The organism is Larkinella sp. (assembly GCF_965227735.1).
In the GTDB taxonomy this organism is placed as follows: Bacteria; Bacteroidota; Bacteroidia; order Cytophagales; family Spirosomataceae; genus Larkinella.
Window position 1 is genome coordinate 5,418,996 of sequence record NZ_OZ245776.1, and the last position, 18,121, is coordinate 5,437,116.

The 18,121-nt window shown below is 51.8% G+C and carries 14 protein-coding genes and 1 riboswitch; of the genes, 11 read left to right on the forward strand and 3 right to left on the reverse strand.

Going from position 1 to position 18,121, the window contains the following annotated elements; all coding sequences use genetic code 11:
* The first annotated feature begins 316 nt into the window (after positions 1–316).
* Genes ACO064_RS21185 through ACO064_RS21195 form a run of 3 tightly spaced genes read left to right on the forward strand, consistent with a single transcriptional unit; the run spans position 317 to position 3,254 of the window.
* Positions 317–1,285 (forward strand): glycosyltransferase family 2 protein, encoded by a 969-nt coding sequence (locus ACO064_RS21185; RefSeq protein WP_421829224.1) that lies wholly within the window; start codon positions 317–319, stop codon positions 1,283–1,285.
* Positions 1,285–2,070 carry a polysaccharide deacetylase family protein gene (locus ACO064_RS21190; protein ID WP_421829225.1) on the forward strand — a complete coding sequence of 262 codons (786 nt, stop codon included), beginning with the start codon at positions 1,285–1,287 and terminating at the stop codon, positions 2,068–2,070. The genes ACO064_RS21185 and ACO064_RS21190 overlap by 1 nt, the downstream gene beginning before the upstream one ends.
* The gene (locus tag ACO064_RS21195; RefSeq protein ID WP_421829226.1) at positions 2,067–3,254 is read left to right on the forward strand and encodes a glycosyltransferase family 87 protein; all 1,188 of its coding nucleotides are present in this window, start codon (positions 2,067–2,069) and stop codon (positions 3,252–3,254) included. The genes ACO064_RS21190 and ACO064_RS21195 overlap by 4 nt, the downstream gene beginning before the upstream one ends.
* Here ACO064_RS21195 and ACO064_RS21200 read toward each other — a convergent pair.
* Positions 3,197–3,523, reverse strand: a complete 327-nt coding sequence (locus tag ACO064_RS21200) for a DUF721 domain-containing protein (protein ID WP_114404177.1) — start codon at positions 3,521–3,523, stop codon at positions 3,197–3,199. The genes ACO064_RS21195 and ACO064_RS21200 overlap by 58 nt on opposite strands.
* 284 nt (positions 3,524–3,807) lie before the next feature.
* On the opposite strand from ACO064_RS21200, the gene ACO064_RS21205 reads away from it, so the two are divergent.
* The 8 genes from ACO064_RS21205 (at position 3,808) to ACO064_RS21240 (ending at position 15,398) form a co-directional block, all read left to right on the forward strand.
* A complete protein-coding gene (locus ACO064_RS21205) occupies positions 3,808–5,286 on the forward strand; it encodes a Gfo/Idh/MocA family protein (protein ID WP_138989824.1) in 1,479 nt (492 codons plus the stop codon).
* A gap of 253 nt (positions 5,287–5,539) precedes the next feature.
* Positions 5,540–5,656: riboswitch (SAM riboswitch) on the forward strand.
* 239 nt (positions 5,657–5,895) lie between these two features.
* Complete coding sequence (locus ACO064_RS21210; protein WP_421829227.1) at positions 5,896–7,200, forward strand: O-acetylhomoserine aminocarboxypropyltransferase/cysteine synthase family protein; 1,305 nt, start codon at positions 5,896–5,898, stop codon at positions 7,198–7,200.
* Positions 7,201–7,322: 122 nt separating this feature from the next.
* Positions 7,323–8,369 (forward strand): homoserine O-acetyltransferase family protein, encoded by a 1,047-nt coding sequence (locus ACO064_RS21215; RefSeq protein ID WP_421829228.1) that lies wholly within the window; start codon positions 7,323–7,325, stop codon positions 8,367–8,369.
* 221 nt (positions 8,370–8,590) lie between these two features.
* Positions 8,591–9,802, forward strand: a complete 1,212-nt coding sequence (locus ACO064_RS21220) for an ROK family transcriptional regulator (RefSeq protein WP_421829229.1) — start codon at positions 8,591–8,593, stop codon at positions 9,800–9,802.
* Between the two features lie 16 nt (positions 9,803–9,818).
* On the forward strand, positions 9,819–11,483 hold the full coding sequence (locus ACO064_RS21225) for a beta-N-acetylhexosaminidase (protein WP_421829230.1): 1,665 nt from the start codon (positions 9,819–9,821) through the stop codon (positions 11,481–11,483).
* A 567-nt stretch (positions 11,484–12,050) separates the two neighbouring features.
* Entirely contained in the window at positions 12,051–13,349 is a 1,299-nt protein-coding gene (locus tag ACO064_RS21230; protein WP_421829231.1) for an acetylxylan esterase, read from the forward strand.
* Between the two features lie 108 nt (positions 13,350–13,457).
* The gene (locus ACO064_RS21235; RefSeq protein ID WP_421829232.1) at positions 13,458–14,354 is read left to right on the forward strand and encodes an SAM hydrolase/SAM-dependent halogenase family protein; all 897 of its coding nucleotides are present in this window, start codon (positions 13,458–13,460) and stop codon (positions 14,352–14,354) included.
* Positions 14,355–14,615: 261 nt separating this feature from the next.
* On the forward strand, positions 14,616–15,398 hold the full coding sequence (locus ACO064_RS21240) for a M48 family metallopeptidase (protein WP_138989816.1): 783 nt from the start codon (positions 14,616–14,618) through the stop codon (positions 15,396–15,398).
* Positions 15,399–15,508: 110 nt separating this feature from the next.
* Here ACO064_RS21240 and ACO064_RS21245 read toward each other — a convergent pair whose 3' ends face one another.
* Complete coding sequence (locus ACO064_RS21245) at positions 15,509–16,339, reverse strand: ion transporter (protein ID WP_421829233.1); 831 nt, start codon at positions 16,337–16,339, stop codon at positions 15,509–15,511.
* Between the two features lie 43 nt (positions 16,340–16,382).
* Positions 16,383–18,014, reverse strand: coding sequence for an amidohydrolase (locus tag ACO064_RS21250; RefSeq protein WP_421829234.1), 1,632 nt, complete (start codon positions 18,012–18,014; stop codon positions 16,383–16,385).
* Between the last annotated feature and the right edge of the window lie 107 nt (positions 18,015–18,121).

Here is an 18,121-nt window from a genome sequence, read left to right on the forward strand (position 1 = left end):
ATTGTCTTTCTGTTTACTTCAAAAACGAGTATGATGAGAATCGAACCGGTTTTGGGTGATAATCCGATCGGTAAGCCTTGCTTTTCGGGAGAAATCTACTCAAAAGAATTTAGGGTTTATCTCCGTCCATTTTATTTCTAATAAAAATTTAATCTTCTGTAAAATATTGAAAATCTGTCAGTTATATATTGGGGTAGAAGTGCATGCAGCTATTCCACTGGAACTGGCGGCAAAAATATTTAATATTGTTTAAATACTATTCCCTGGAATAGAACTACCATCGCAAGGTCACAAAGATAAGATGCCGAATGTATTTATGAACCCACACACTGGCAAAATCAGTGTTGTAGTTCCGGCCCACAACGAAGAAGAAAACCTGCCTGTTTTGATAAACCGGCTGGAAAGTGTGTTAGCCCCTTATGAGGATTTCGAAATCCTCATAATTGACGACGGCAGTATGGATAATACGCTGTATGTTTTGCAGCAACTGAGTCATCTGTACCAATCGGTTCGTTACCTGTCATTTTCCCGGAATTTTGGTCACCAGGCCGCCTTGCGCGCCGGTTTCGATCATGCCACGGGTAGTTGTGTGATTTGCCTCGATGCGGATTTGCAACATCCTCCCGAGCTACTCCCCACGCTGATCGCCCAGTGGCAGGAGGGCTACGATGTCGTTTGCGCCATTCGGAAACCCGACCCCTCGCTGCCTTTGATGAAAAGAAAAACGTCGCACTGGTTCTACCGGTTTATCCGGACCGTTTCTGACGTGAACCTGGAAGAAGGTGCGGCTGATTTCCGGTTACTCGACCGCAAAGTGGTTGAAAGCCTGAACCAGTTTAAAGAAACCGATCTGTTCATGCGCGGTATGATTAGCTGGATGGGCTTTCGGCAGAGCCGCGTCGAATACCAGGCCGCCGAACGCTATGCGGGCAAAAGCAAGTATTCATTCCGCAAGATGTTTAATCTGGCCACAATGGGTATTACATCGTTTACCACCAAACCGCTGTACCTATCGGTGGTGCTGGGATTCGGCATGTTTCTGTTCGCCTTGCTGTTTGGGGCTGAAGTATTGTATGAAAAATATTTTACGGCCAATACCGTTTCCGGCTGGACCACCATCGTGCTGCTGATCGTTTTGATTGGCGGAATTCAATTTATTATGATGGGAATCATTGGCATCTATCTGGGCAAGGCTTTTCAGGAAGTTAAAAAGCGGCCTTCTTACCTGATTCAGGAATCGAATATCGTAGATAAAGTCGTTAGCGTGGAGGGATGGAACCGCTAATGCGTCAGATTATGTTCACGGTCGATGTGGAGGAGTTTGATACGGCTCTGGAATACGGACATCCTCTCTCCATCAACGAACAACTGGCCGTATCGACACGAGGGCTTCGGTTGCTGGCCGATCGGCTGGCAACCCTGCCCGTGCGGGCCACCTTGTTTACAACTGCCAATTATGCCTTCCATGAGCCGGACCTGATCCGCAGACTGTCGGCTACGCACGAGATTGCATCACACGGATTTTACCACACGACGTTCGAACCCGCCGATTTGCTGAAATCGCGCCGGATGCTGGAATCGATCACCGGCAAGTCGGTGGTGGGCTTCCGGCGGGCACGGATGGGAGCCGTCGATGAAGTGGATTTGCAGGAGGCCGGTTATCGCTACAATTCGTCGTTGCATCCGACTTTCCTGCCGGGGCGCTACAATCATCTGAATGAACCCCGAAAACCGTTTATGAGCGGATCGATTCTGCACATTCCTGCTTCGGTAACGCCCCGGCTGCGGTTGCCGCTGTTCTGGCTGAGTCTGAAGAATTTCCCTTTCGCTATCTATAAAAACCTGTGTCTGAATACGCTGCGAACAGATGGGTTTCTGAATCTCTACGTGCACCCCTGGGAGTTCACGGATTTATCAGAATACACCAAAATTCCGGCTTACGTCCGGCGGTATTCGCACCAGCGCTTGCTCGACCGGGTCGAGACCTTATTGCGCTACCTCGGTTCGCACGGCAGCTTCCATACCATGCAGGAGTTTTCAGAAACCTTTCAACGTACGTTAAAAGCATGAGATTGCGCTGGCTGACGTTGCCACGACTGGTCGCGTTGTTCATCATCATTCTGACGGGAGCCGGTTTTCAAAAATACCTGATGGGTAGCATCAACAATTACCTGATGTTTTCGAAACCGTTTCATAATCTGTTGCTCGACCAAAGCATTTATGGCCTGCATCCCGATTTATACGAAGACAATTACAAATACAGCCCGACCTTTGCGTGGCTGATGGGGCCGTTTTATTACGCCCCGATTGGTGTTGGGGTGTTTTTCTGGAATCTGATCAATTCCGTCGTGCTGGCGCTTGGCGTCTGGTTTTACCTGGACGGGGAAGAAGAAGCCGACCGGAAACGATGGATGGCTCTGCTGATTATCCTCCCGGAAGCCCTTGTAACGGCCCAGAACATGCAGAGTAATAACCTCATTGTCGGGGCCATCTTGCTGGGATTATACCTGTTGCGTAACGAGCGGGTCTGGCAGGCGGCTTTTTTCTTCGTATTGTGCGGTTTTATAAAATTTTATGGCATCACGGCCGCATTGTTCTTCGTTTTTTATCCAAAAAAAATACAGTTTCTGCTGGCAATGACGGTCTGGACGGTTCTGTTTGCGCTGGCTCCAACCACCCTCATCCCGTTTAGTAGTCTGCTGAGTGAATACCAGGAATGGTTCAGGGTGGTAATGGTCAGTACGTTAGGGCGGCTGGTTTCGGTAATGGGGATTCTGGAAGCCTGGTTTGGAATGGCAAAAACCGATGCCAATCTGCGGATTGTAGAAGCCGTTGGCATTGTTCTTTTTCTGCTGCCGTTCCTGCGTTTCCGGCTGTGGAACAATGCATTATTTCAGCGCCGGATGATTGCCTACTTCCTGCTGTTTATTATTATTTTTAACAAAATGGCCGAGTCGCCTACCTATGTGCTGGCTGTAACCGGTGTAGCACTCTGGTGGCTGACGCTCGAATCGCCGAGCCGGCTTGACTGGGTTCTGTTGCTGACGGTAGTTGTGTTTACCTCACTTTCGCCGACGGACCTGTTTCCCAAGTTTATTCGGAGCGAGTTTTTTGTGCCGTATCGCATCAAAGCCGTTGGGTGTATGCTGGTCTGGGTGAAATTGCAATGGGAATTGTGGACGCAACCGGCTGCGAATCAGATAAAAATAACATCCTCCAGCACATCGGCACCCATTTCGCGGTTGATGAGCTGAATCATTTTCTGCTTGGCAATCACCAGTTCGCTGCGGAGCGGAGCGGAATTGATTTCGATGTGTAGCTTGCGATCTTTGACGTAGAGCCGGTTGGTGCGGGAAGCGATGGCTTTGCCCATCATCTTCTCCCAAAAAGCTTCCAGATACGTTTCGTTGAACCGGGTTTGCAGTTGATAGGACTTCAGCATCTGCCCGATCGCATCCTTCAGGGCAACCGTTCCGGCACGCCGGGAAGCATTGTCTTTGTCAAAACGATAATATTGGGCCATACGAAACGGTGTCTTAATACAAAGGTAACGAACCACCCGAAGGAATGGCCCGGCAATCCCGGAAAAATTTCGAATGGTTTGAATGGCTGGATGGTTAAGGATGGTTAAAAATGGTTTGAATGGTTAATTGCCCTTCAACCATTTTAACCATCCAACCCATTTTAACCATCCTTAACCATCCAACCCTTTTTAACCATTTCAACCATATTTTCGCCAAAAATTGGTATATCTTCCCTACTTTTGACTTTATTAGTATTGATTTACCTATAGTCCTTATCTGATTTATGCAATCTTCTGAAAAACCGTCGCAGACATCGCGTCGCAAGTTCATTCAGGCCGGGGCGTTAGCTGCTGGTAGTTTCTTTATCGTGCCGCGCCACGTTCTGGGCGGGCCGGGCTTCATCGCGCCCAGCGATAAACTCAACCTGGCCGCTGTCGGCTTTGGTGGGAAAGGGTCCAGTGACATCAACAACTCGTTCAACAACGGAGCCAACAACGTCGTGGCCCTGTGCGATGTGGACTGGGGTCTTCCCCGTGTGAAAGAGAACTTTACGAAGCACGCGAACGCCAAGCGTTACAAGGACTTCCGTGAAATGCTCGAGAAAGAAGGAAAGAACATTGATGCCGTTACGGTTTCGACCGCCGACCATACGCACGCCGTTGTGGCCATGGCCGCCATGCAGCGGGGCAAGCACGTGTACGTGCAGAAACCGCTGACCCACAACATTTACGAAGCCCGGATGCTGACCGAAGCTGCCCGTAAATACAAGGTGGTGACGCAGATGGGAAACCAGGGATCCTCGAATCCGCAGCAGAAACAGATGGTGGACTGGTTCGACAAAGGCCTGATCGGAAAAGTACACACCATTCAGATCTGGACCAACCGCCCCGTGTGGCCGCAGGGCATTCCGGTGCCGCAGGCGGCCGAAAACACGCCGGTCGATCTGGACTGGGATCTGTGGCTGGGACCTGCCCAGAAAGTGGGCTACACCCCGGCCTACCACCCGTTCAAATGGCGCGGCTGGTGGAACTTCGGCGCGGGCGCACTCGGCGACATCGGTTGCCACATCATGGATATTCCGTTCCGCGTATTGGGACTGGGCTACCCCACCGAAGTGGAAACCAGCATCAGCTCGGTATTCCTGAAAGACTGGACGCCGGAATACAACCCCGAAGGCTGTCCGCCAGCGTCGCACGTTGAACTGAAATTCCCGGCTTCGGCTAAAAACAAATCCGATGTGAAACTGATATGGGCTGATGGCGGTATCCGTCCGTTCCGCCCCGACTTTTTACCCGCGGGGGAAGCCTATCCGGAGGGGGGCGAAAACGGGATGTTTATGGTGGGTGACAAAGGTCTGATTGCCTGCGGCATGTACGGCGATGATCCGAAACTGTATACCAAAGACGGACAGAAAATGGAAGCTGCTCCGAAGCCCAAACCGGTCGACGGAAAACCGTGGCCCGAAAACGGCCACCAGATTCTGTGGACCGAAGCCTGTAAAGCCGGTTTTAACAGCAAGGAACACAAAGCGTTGACGTCTTCGTTCGACTTCTCCGGTCCGCTGACCGAGTCCGTTCTGATGGGCAACCTGGCCATTCGCAGCTACATGCTCCGGACGCCAAAAGCCGACGGCAAGGGCTTCAACTACCCCGGTCGCCAACGCCTGATGTGGGACGGTAAAAACATGAAAATTACCAACTTCGACGATGCCAACCAGTTTGTTTCGCGGCAATACCGCGATGGCTGGAAGCTGACGACGTAGTCAATCAGGCCCGGCGATGTTCCGGAATTTTCGGGCAGCGCCAGACACCTGAAACCTCTCATTTTGTGGTCGAAAGACCCTGAAATGAGAGGTTTTTTATTGAGAATACCTGCTGCGTCAAAGTCCTGTTCGACCGGTTTCCTGCCAAAAAATTTGCAGCAACGGGCTTCGTTCGCTATACTTGCGGCTCAAATCAAGTTTCCACACGGTTCGAACACCACCGAATCGTTGCAGCAGACTTCCTGCTGCGCTTGATTTATAAAGAAGAGGCAAGAGACCGGGCTCGGTGAACCTCTGGCAACCTGCCGCGCGGCAAGGTGCTACATCCCGCCTACGGATCGCTTCGGCCATCCGATAGGAGATATAAATCGAAAAGACACATGACCAACATCCGATGCTGTATGCCCCCGGCGGGCTACTAATTTCACACACACCGACGATACCGACAACCGGGAGAGGCTATCGGCTACGGGTTGAATCAATTCGCCGTGAATGCCTCACGCCATTCAACCACTTCAACACACCGGCGACCCGGCGTTTCAGCCGACGCGTCTATTCAGAACCTGACTCTTGTTTTACCAATCCTCAACTCCATAACCAGCAGCACGTATGGCAACCCCATTGCATTTTGAAACCCTGCAACTGCACGCAGGGCAGGAGCCTGACCCCACCACCAAATCCCGGGCGGTTCCCATTTACCAAACGTCTTCCTACGTTTTCGACAATGCCGAACACGGCGCTCAACTGTTTGCTTTGCAGCAGTTTGGGAATATTTATACCCGCATCATGAACCCCACGACTGATGTTTTCGAGAAGCGCATCGCGGCTCTGGAAGGCGGGGTGGCGGCTCTGGCTGTGGCATCGGGTCAGGCGTCGCAGTTTATTGCGCTGAACAACATTCTGGGTGTGGGAGATAATTTCGTGACGACTTCCTACCTCTACGGCGGCACCTACAACCAGTTCAAGGTGTCGTTTAAACGACTCGGGATCGATGCTCGCTTTGCCGAGGGCGACAAAGTGGAAAGCTTCGAAAAGCTGATCGACGATAAGACGAAGGCGATTTATCTGGAAACCATTGGAAATCCCCAGTTCAACATTCCGGATTTTGAAGCCTTCGCGGCTTTGGCCCAGAAATACGATTTGCCGCTGATTGTCGACAACACCTTCGGTGCGGGCGGTTATTTGTTCCGGCCTATCGAACACGGTGCGGCTGTCGTGGTTGAGTCGGCCACGAAATGGATCGGTGGCCACGGAACGAGCATCGGGGGCGTTATTGTCGACAGTGGGAATTACAACTGGGGCAACGGCAAATTTCCGCAGTTTACTGAACCGTCTGAAGGCTACCACGGGCTGGTGTTCAACGACGTATTCGGCATTGGCGGACCCTTTGGCAACATTCAGTTCATCATTCGCGCCCGGGTCGAAGGCCTGCGTGACTGGGGTCCTTCGCTGAGTCCGTTCAATTCGTTTTTGCTTTTGCAGGGCATCGAAACGCTGTCGTTGCGCGTTGATCGTACGGTGCAGAACGCCCTCGCCCTGGCTCAGTGGCTGGAGCAACACGAGCAGGTGGAAAAGGTTTTATACCCAGGTCTGGAAAGCAGCCCCTACCACGAATTAGCCAAGAAATACCTCAAACGCGGTTTTGGGGGCGTGTTGAACTTCAAGCTGAAAGCGGGAAAAGAACTGGCCGACAAGTTTATCGACAACCTGACGATGATCAGCCACCTGGCCAATGTCGGCGACTTAAAAACGCTGATAATTCACCCGGCCGCCACCACCCACCAGCAATTGAACGAGGCAGAGCAAACCAGTGCAGGCGTCGTGCCGGGTCAGTTGCGGTTGTCGGTCGGTACCGAACACCTCGACGACATCAAAGCCGACCTTGAACGGGCCTTTGCCGCCATTGGGGCTTAATCTTTTAGTTTATGGTTTTCAGTTTACGGTTTTCAGTTTACGGTGGCTGACGCACACAGCCTAAGGCGTCAGCCACCGTAAACTGAAAACCGTAAACTGAAAACTGATAATTCTTTTTTCGATTGGAAACCCGGTTTTTTGATTACAAATACACCTTCGCTTTAGAGTCGGGTGCGGCTCTGCCGGGCTTCCGGCTGGCGTATACGACGCGTGGAACGCTGAATAGTGACCGTTCAAATGTTGTCTGGATTTGCCATGCCCTCACGGGCAGTGCCGATCCCGGCGAGTGGTGGGATGGCATGATCGGGCCGGGTAAATTCTACGATCCGGCGCATCAGTTCATCGTCTGTGCCAACGTGCTGGGCTCCTGTTACGGCTCTACCGGGCCGCTGTCGGTCAACCCGCAAACCGGAAAACCGTTTTACCACGCGTTTCCGCTGATCACGATCCACGACATTGTCAAAGCGCTGGATCTGCTCCGGCAGGAACTGGGCATTGAGCAGATTCATACCTGTATTGGCGGGTCGCTCGGAGGGCAACAGGCCCTGGAATGGTCCATTCAACAGCCGGAAGTGATTCAAAACCTGATTCTGATTGCTTCCAACGCCGTGATGTCGCCCTGGGGCATTGCGTTCAACGAAGCGCAGCGGATGGCCATCAGCACCGACCCCACCTGGCGCGAAAGCCACGACGATGCCGGCCGGACGGGTCTGAAAGCCGCCCGGGCCGTGGCCATGTTGTCGTACCGCAATTATGACACCTACGGTTTTACGCAGGCACTCGACAACAACGAGCAACTCGACCACTACAAAGCTTCGACCTACCAGCAATACCAGGGCGAAAAATTAGCCAACCGCTTCAATGCGTTCACCTACTGGATTTTGTCGAAAATCATGGATTCGCACAATGTCGGACGAAACCGGGGCAGCATCAGCCTGGCACTCGAGCAGGTCGTTTCGCGAACGCTGGCCGTCGGCATTAAATCCGATATTCTTTTTCCACCCATCGAACAAAAAATTCTGGCCCGCCATATTCCGGATGCCCGCTACGAAGAAATCGACTCGCTGTATGGTCACGACGGTTTTCTGATCGAAACCAAACCGCTTACCCAGATTATCCGGACCTGGATGGACGAACGGAAAACGGTGCTCAAGACGGCGGAAAAGTAGTTTTGCCCCGATGCACTAACCCATAAGTAAATTTTGCGTTTGCTTTCGCTTTTGTATCAATCAAGCCTGATTTGATGGAATTGTAGGATTGTTTTAAGTGAATTCTTGCTGTTTTGTAAATAATTTAATAAAATCGTTCTATTAATAAATTATTTTAAAAATATCATTCTTATATTTCATCGCTTTTCATCTCGTAGATTTTTTAATAGCGTATTGTATTTATGGAGGCAAACTATACGGTATCCATTGTCGATAAGAAAAAGAGTCGTTTAAAGCGCGGTATTCTGAAAGAGATGTACCGGCTGGGTTCCCGGACACTGGCCCAGTTGGCCAAGGCGTTGCACGCCAGTGTTCCTTCGGTCACGATGCTGATCGACGAACTGGCAACTGAAAATTGGGTTCAGGAAATCGGTACCGGCGCGGCTCAATATGGTCGAAAACCGGCACTGTTTGGATTACGACCCGGAAATCAGGCAATTGTTGTCGTGGATATCAGTGTCCACGATGTCAAACTGGTGATTTTCGATCTGACCAATCGTGTACTCGACCGCCTGGATGTCAACCTGCGTTTAGAGGACTCCGTGGCTTTTCTGGAATCGCTGAAAGGCCCGCTGGAGGAAATCTCGCACCGGATTCTGGAACACAATCTGAACATCATCGGCGTCGGTTGCGCCCTGCCCGGCCTGGTGGACCCCCGAACCGGGATCAATTACACCTACAAGAAACTGAACCGGCCCGAACAGTCGTTGCAGCAGTTGCTGGCCCATTATTTCGACTCGCCGGTCTACCTCATCAACGACACCAAGGCGACCATTCTGGGCGAACACCGGTTTGGGCTGGCGAAGGGGAAAAACCACGTCTTGTCCATCAACATCGATTGGGGTGTGGGCCTGGGCGTGATCAACAACGGCGAAATTTTGCAGGGCCTGGCCGGTTTTGCGGGCGAATTGGGGCATATTCAACTCCAGGCCGACGGCGAATTGTGCTCGTGCGGCAAAGTGGGTTGTCTGGACACGCTGACCTCGGCCTCTTCGCTGGTGCGTCGGGTAAAAGCCGGTTTGCGGGAAGGACGGGTTTCGAAACTGGCCGAGGAAAACTTTGAAGACATCGACGTTGAACTGGTAATCGACAAAGCCAAAGCGGGCGACGAACTGGCCATCGACCTGCTCAACGAAGTGGGCGGTGAACTGGGTAAAGGACTCTCCATTGCCGTTCATTTATTCAATCCCGAACTCATCATTGTCAACGGGGTCGTAGCCAAAGCCGAACGACTCATTACCCGCCCCATCGAACAGGCCATCGACAAGTATTGTCTGGCGGATTTTCGCAACAAATTAGTGATTACGGTGTCCCGACTGGGTGAAATGGCAAAACTCTACGGTACGCAGGCCTACGTTGTGCAGAGTTTACTGGAACACGAAGAAATCCCTTGATAAATCCGCGTATTGAATGAAAAAATTGTTTTTCTGTGTAGTAATTTTTTGTCTGATAATTCAGGTTTCCGAAGCGCAGACAACCCGGTATGCCCTGGTTCCCCAACCCGTTCGGCTCGATGAGCAGAAGGGAAATTTCAAACTCCCGAATGACATCGTCATCAGCCTCAGTACCGACAACGCGGAGGTGCGCCGGGTGGCCGGGATGTTAGCCGGTCAGCTTGCCAAAACCACCGGCCGGACGCCGAAGATTAAAACCGGCCAAGGCGGGACGATCGTTTTTGCAACCGAACAAAACCCCAAACTGGGCAGCGAAGGGTATTTCCTGACCGTATCGCCCAAACGCATTACGCTGACTGCTCAGCAACCCAACGGTTTTTTCTACGGGATGCAGTCGCTGCTGCAACTGATGCCCGCCGAGGTGTTTGGCACCACGGTGGCTTCGGGCGTCGATTGGTCGGTGCCGTGCTGTCGCATCGAAGACCAGCCGCGTTTTGGCTATCGGGGCGTGATGCTGGACGTGGGTCGTCATTTTTACCCGGTTCCGGCGGTGAAGAAATTCATTGATGAAATTGCGCTTCACAAGCTCAATACGTTCCATTGGCACCTGACCGAAGACCAGGGGTGGCGGATTGAAATCAAAAAATACCCCAAACTGACCGAAATCGGCTCGGTTCGGAAAGAAACCATGCTGGGGCATTACCGAAACAACAAATTTGACAAAACACCCTACGGCGGTTTTTACACGCAGGACGAAATCCGGGACGTCATCAAATACGCGCAGGAACGGTTTATTACGGTAATCCCGGAAATCGAAATGCCCGGCCACTCGATGGCGGTGCTGGCGGCTTATCCGCAATTGGGGAGCAATCCCGACAAAATTGTACCGGTAACGGGTCGCTGGGGTGTCCACGACGATGTGCTGTTTCCCCGGGAGGAAACCTTTCAGTTTCTGGAGGATGTTTTGACCGAAGTGATCGCCTTGTTTCCAAGTCAGTATATCCACATTGGCGGGGATGAATGTCCGAAAAAACAGTGGATCGAAAGCCGGTTTTGCCAGGATCTGATCAAAAAACTGGGGCTGAAAGACGAGCACGAACTGCAAAGTTACTTCATCGGACGCATCGACAAATTCATTACGTCGAAAGGCCGCAAGATGATTGGCTGGGACGAAATTCTGGAAGGTGGTTTGTCACCCAATGCGACGGTGATGAGCTGGCGGGGTGTCGATGGCGGTATTGCGGCCGCCCGGCAGGGGCACGACGCGATCATGACGCCTACCACGTTTTTCTACCTGGATTATTACCAGGCCGACCCCAAAACGGTGTCGCAACCGGTGTCGATTGGCGGGTTGCTGCCCCTGGAAAAAACGTATTCCTACGAACCCATGCCCGACAGTTTGTCGGCAGAGCAGCAAAAACACATCATCGGCGTGCAGGCCAACCTCTGGACGGAATACATCAAGACCCCGGAACACCTCGAATACATGCTGTTTCCCCGCGGAATTGCGATGGCCGAAATTGGCTGGACGCCCAAAGAACGCAGGAACATCGACAGCTTCAGGCAGCGGCTGGACGTTCACAAAAAACGCCTGGATGTGTTGAAAATCAATTATTTCGGTGCGCCGATCAACGGTGACTTCATCTACGTCAAACCGGATGGTTCGACCGGGAAATTGTAGGCTTTTCAAGACATCGCCGTTCCTGGGCGTTAGATCGGTCATCCCTACGGGATTTTAGACCCACCTTGTTCATCTATACCCCCGGTTTAACCGGGGGCTACAAAATGATTCATCCCTACGGGATTATCAAATTACCAATCCCGTAGGGATGAATCATTTTTTTCAGTGGTTTCAACCCGCCGAAAAAGATGAAAAACCCATGTCATAAATCCCGTAGGGATGAATCATTTTGTAGCGGTGGGTTTTAACCCGCCGAAAAAGATGAAACCTCTGCTACAAATCCCGTAGGGATGAATCATTTTGTAGCGATGGGTTTTAACCCGTCGAAAAAGATGAAAAACCCATGTCATAAATCCCGTAGGGATGAATCATTTTGTAGCGGTGGGTTTTAACCCGCCGAAAGAGATGAAGATCATTTACCACAAATCCCGGAGGGATGAAACATGTTCTTTCCCCCGGTTTAACCGGGGGAAAGAACACAAATAAAGTTTGGTTTAACAGGTAGAGAACAGCCCTTTTTTGCTTACCAACAAAAACTGCTGAATAAAATTTCAACACCTGAGCCTTATGAAAAAATGCTTCCTGCTGGTCTGTCTGTACCTGCTTGTAACGGTTTGTGCCCTGGCCCAACCCGCCGAACGTCCTATTAAAATTGTCGTGGCCCCCGATCATACCGATTGGTTATACCGCCCCGGCGAGTCCGTTAAATTTACCATTTCCGTTTTACAGTACGGCAATCCCGTCAAAGGGGCCAAAATCCGGTATGAAATCGGGCCGGAAAAAATGGAGCCCACGAAACAGGAAACCGTGACGCTGGCCAACGGCACGACGACCGTCGACGGCGGCACGATGAAAACACCCGGTTTTCTGCGTTGCATCGCCACCGCCGAAATCAATGGCAAGACCTACCGCAACCTGGCCACGGCCGGTTTCAATCCGTTGCAGGTAGTGCCGACCGTTGAAAACCCCGCCGATTTCAAGATGTTCTGGGACAGCGCCAAGGCCGAACTCAGCCGGATTCCGCTCGATGCCCGCATGACGCTGCTGCCCGAACGCTGCACCGAAAAAGTGAACGTGTATCAGGTCAACATTCAGAACTACGCCAACTCCCGGCTGTATGGCATACTGTGTGTTCCGAAACAGGAAGGGAAATATCCGGCCTTGCTGCGGGTTCCGGGGGCGGGAATTCGGCCATACAACGGCAATATCGCCGATGCGGAAAAAGGTATTATTACGCTGGAAATCGGGATTCACGGCATTCCGGTGAACCTGGACCCGGCGGTTTATCTCAATCTGAGTGCCGGTGGACTGGGAGGTTACCAGAATTTTAACCTCGACGACCGCGACCGGTATTACTACAAACGGGTGTATCTGGGCTGCGTGCGGGCCAACGACTTTCTGGTGAGTTTGCCGCAGTACGACGGCAGCAACCTGGCCGTAACGGGCGGTAGTCAGGGGGGCGCGTTGTCCATCACCACCGCCGGGCTCGACAGCCGCGTGAAATGGCTGGGGGCCTATTATCCGGCTTTGTCGGATGTAACGGGGTATCTGAAAGGCCGGGCTGGCGGGTGGCCGCATTTGTTCTACGGCAAATCACTGGCTTTCAACAACACGCCCGCCAAGATCAAAACCGTTGGGTATTACGACGTCGTCAATTTTGCCCGCCTGATCAAAGTGCCGGGGTATTATTCCTGGGGTTTTAACGACGAAACCTGCCCGCCGACGTCCATGTATGCCTCTTACAACGTAATTTCGGCCCCGAAACAGTTGAAATTATACGAAGACACCGGCCACTGGACCTACCCCGAACAAACGGAACTGATGACCACCTGGCTGGTTCAGCAGTTGAAGGGAGCAGGCAAATAGAGAAAACTTCGCTATTCGTTATTCAGTGTTCGATATTCATTATTCCGGTTGTTGAAGTAAAATAATGAATATCGAACACTGAATAACGAACACTGAATACTAAGAAACATGAACCGCAAAACCGTCTTGTTGTTGATCCACGGCTGGCTGATGGCGACTGCGCTTTTCGCCCAGAATGGGGTGTTGGTTTTTCAGTCGGATTTTGGGTTGAAAGACGGGGCGGTTTCGGCGATGAAAGGTGTGGCGGTGGGCGTGTCGCCCACGCTGAAGATTTTTGATTTGACCCACGACATTCCGGCCTACGACATCTGGGAAGCGGCTTATCGGTTGTTGCAAACGGCTCCCTATTATCCCGAAGGCACGGTTTTCGTTTCGGTTTGCGACCCCGGCGTGGGAACGGATCGGAAATCGGTGGTGCTGCTCACCCAATCCGGCCATTATTTTGTAACGCCCGACAACGGAACGCTCACGCTCATTGCCGAAAAGCTGGGCATTCAGGAAGTGCGCGAAATTGACGAAGCCCTCAACCGCCTGCGCAATTCGACAGAATCCTATACTTTTCACGGCCGCGACGTGTATGCCTATACGGGAGCCAGGTTGGCGGCTAAGGTCATTTCGTTGGCGCAGGTTGGCAAAAAGCTGCCTGCTGAGGTTTGGAAAATACCGTACCAGAAACCGGCTTTTGAAAATGGCGTTCTGAAAGGGACGGTTCCGGTGCTGGATGTGCAGTATGGCAACGTCTGGACCAACATTCCCAAACCGCTTTTTGAACAATTGGGTGCTAAAACCGGTGAAAACCTACGCATTCGGATTTTTAATAAAAATAAGAGCGTTTTTAAGGGTAATGTGTTGTTTGTGAATACGTTCGGTGAGTCGAAAGAAGGTGGGAATGTGGCCTATTTCAATAGCCTGCTCAATTTTTCAGTAGCGGTGAATAGGGGAGATTTCGCCCGAAAATATAAAATCAGCAGCGGGCCGGATTGGCGGGTTGAAATCTCCAGATAGTAAACCGCATCCTGTTCGCCCTTTGCAGACTACCTGATCTCTTCATCCTGTTCCCAGGAACTGTAACAGGTGGTTTTAACGTAATTTCAAATTAACAGTAAAGCAAAAGTTGCTGGAGAAGTGAAAAGAAAGGCAGCAAAAAAACAATCATAGCGGCTTCAGACCGGGTTTTGACGAATCTCCTGAAAATTGCCTGGGAACTTTTTGTTACTTTTTGGTTTAGTATACGACTAAAGTAAAAACCTTTCACTCCCTCACATCATGCGTTCGCGAGCCGGTCGTTTAATTTTTGGTTTGATTGCGGCCCTCATTGCCGTTTTTACCTACTTCAGTAACACCCAGGAAAATCCGGTGACGGGCGAAAAGCAGCACATCAGCCTCACGCCCGAACAGGAAGTTCAGTTGGGGCTGGAAAGCGCGCCCCAGATGGCCCAGCAGTTCGGTGGTCTTTATCCGGACGAAAAAGTGCAGCAGTCGGTGAAACGCGTTGGCCAGAAAATCGTCAATTCCACTGATGTGAAAAACAGCCCGTATCAATTTGATTTTCACGTTCTGGCCGACAACAAAACGGTTAATGCCTTTGCCGTGCCGGGCGGGCAGATTTTCATCACGGCGGCTTTGCTCGACAAACTGAAAAATGAGGATCAACTGGCGGGGGTGCTGGGCCACGAAATTACGCACGTGGTGGGCCGCCATTCGGCCGAGCAAATCGCCAAGCAACAGCTTACCCAGGGATTGGCCGGAGCTGCCGCCATTGCCACGGAAGACCCCAACTCGCCGGGCCGCAATTCGGCCATTGCGGCTTATGTCGCCAACCTGATTGGTTTGAAATACGGTCGTGACGACGAAATCGAATCCGACCAACTCGGCGTTCGGTGGATGGTCGAGAGCGGGTATAATCCAGAAGCGATGATCGATGTCATGGAAGTGCTGAAAGCCGCCGGTGGCCCCAACCGTCCTTCCGAATTCATGAGCAGTCACCCCGATCCCGATAACCGCATCGAACGTATTCAGGAAGCGATTGCGAAGTATAAAGCGAAGTAAAAAAAGAATGATAAATGTAAAATGATGAACGCCAAATGTAAAAGTAAAAACCGGAGTCGGAGCACACTTTTACATTTAGCGTTCATCATTTTACATTTATCATTTACATTTCAAAGTTCCTTCCCACAGTGCGGACAGTGTCGCTTCTGACCGGTTTTTTGGGTGCGAATGTGTTCGGCAAAACCCGAGGCCAGAATACCGGTTGGGAGGGCGAAGAGGCCAATTCCCATGACCGCCGTAACACCGGCCAGCACTTTTCCCAGGGGTGTCATGGGGTGAATATCGCCGTAACCAACGGTGGCCATCGCGTTGATTCCCCACCACAAAGTGGCCGGAATGCTCGAAAACTGGTCGGGCTGGGTGGGGTGTTCGAGGTAGTACATGACACTTGAAATGATAACGAGCATGAACATCAGGAAGGATACGCTCAGCACCAGTTCTTCCTTTTTGTCTTCCACCACGCTTTGAATGACCTGAAATGCCTTGGAATAGCGCGTGATGCGGAATAGCCGGAAAATCCGGAAAATCCGTAATATCCGGATCAGGGCCAGATCGGTGTGAAAAAGCGTTACATAAAACGGCAGAATCGCCAATAGGTGGACAATGGCCGTCGTGGATAGCATATACCGGAGTCGGCCGAAAACCGGGTGGCGGTACTTCTCATTCTCGACGCAGATCCAGACCCGAACGACGTATTCAACCGTAAAAAAAATAACGGAAAAGATCTCAAAATCAACGAATAAATGGTCGTAGCGGAGCTTGAGCGACGGCACGGTATTCAGAATGATGGCAACGGCATTGAGCGTAATGACGACGATCAGGGTCAGGTTGAATACCAGACTCAAACCCCGTTTTTTTCCGGTAGACGTTTCCAGTACCCGGTAAACCGTCCGGCGCAACGGATTGGCAGCAGGCTCGCGAACGTGAGCAGAAGGTTGCATTTCGTTATTCAGCGTTCAATATTCGTTATTCAACTTATAGATATCAAAACAATCGTTCACCACCGATCCAGGTTTGCAGTACCTTCACCCCTCGGAGTTGCGGGGCCGGGATCTTCATAATGTCCTGTTGCAGCACCACAAAGTCGGCTTGTTTGCCGGGCTCGATGCTGCCGCGCAGGTGGTCTTCAAAATTGGCGTAAGCGGCCCAACTCGTCATCGCTTTCAGGGCCGATGCGCGGTCCACGGCATTTTCCATCTGGTAGCCCCCGGCCGGAAACCCTTTGGCATCGACCCGGGCCACGGCGGCATGAAAACCGTAGAGCGGGTTGGGGGCTTCGACCGGAAAGTCACTTCCAAAGGCAATGATACCGTTTTGTTTCATCAAGTCTTTGAAAGCGTAGGCTCCCTTCACCCGGATCGGCCCCAGACGGTCGGCGGCCCAGTACATGTCGGAGGTTGCGTGGGTGGGTTGCACCGACGGAATGACCGAATATCGGTTGAATTTCCAGAAATCGTCTGGTGAAACCACCTGCGCATGTTCGATCCGCCACCGGCGTGGGTTGGGGCTTTTCAGCAGTTTGCCGTACAGATCCAGAATCAGGTGATTGGCCGAGTCGCCGATGCAGTGCGTATTGGCTTGAAATTTACTGGCTTCCAGCAAGGTCAAAATCCGTTCCAGTTCGGCAGGATTCAACAGCAGAAAACCGGCGGTTTCGGGGCGGTCGTGATACGGTTTTCGCAGACAGGCTCCCCGCGACCCCAGCGCCCCGTCGGCATAGAGTTTGAAGGAGCGAACCGTCAGCCGGTCGGTCTGGAACGGCCCCCGTTTGAGGTAGTAGTCCAGATTGGGTTCGCCGAGTTTGATCATCACATAATCCCGGATCTTCAGCTTGTTTTCCCGGTGCAGTTGTTCCACCAGTTCGATGTCTTTCCGATCCAGGCCGGCGTCTGAAACCGTCGTCAGGCCCAGCGACAGACAGACCTTTTGAGCCGCCAGAAACATGCGTTCTTTTTCCCGGGCATCCGGTTGCGGAATCAGGCGTCGAACCGCATTTTTCGCATTGTCGATCAAGACGCCCGTTGGTTCGTTGTTGGCCAGAATCACTTCTCCACCCGGAACTTTGGTGGCTTTGGTAATGCCGGCCAATCGGAGTGCTTTCGAGTTGATCAATGCCGCGTGTCCATCGATGCGGGCAATGTAAACCGGGATCGTGGGGAAGGCCGCATCCAGTTTTTCCCGGGTCGGAAACTGCTTGTCGGGCCACAGGTTCTGATCCCAGCCCCGGCCCAGAACCCAAAGGTTGTCGGGGTGTTTCTCGGCGAACGTTTTGAGTCGTTGAATCACTTCGTCGAAGGAGCGCGTGCCTGCTAAATCAGCCTGTTCCAGCATCTGCCCCAGCCCCAGGAAATGGGCGTGCGGATCGTAGAAACCGGGATATACCGGCTGGCCTTTCAAATCGACAATGCTATTCGCCTGGTAGTCGTTCAGAATGCTTTCAGAGGAACCGACAGCCAGGAATTTTCCATCTTTGACGGCAAAAGCCTGAGCGCTGGTAAAGACGGAATCAGCCGTATAAACAACCGCATGATGAACCAGCAAATCGGCCTTTTTTTTGGATGAACAAGCCGTTAAAAGGGCCATGGAAAGACCGAAGAGCAGGTAGCGATGGTTCATGCCGGAAATTTACGCTTTTGGTGGAAGATTGTTTCGAAAATGTTCGGTAGAGAAGAAATACCTCCAAATCTAATTCCGGTATACAAAGAATGACAGAATATCTTTTA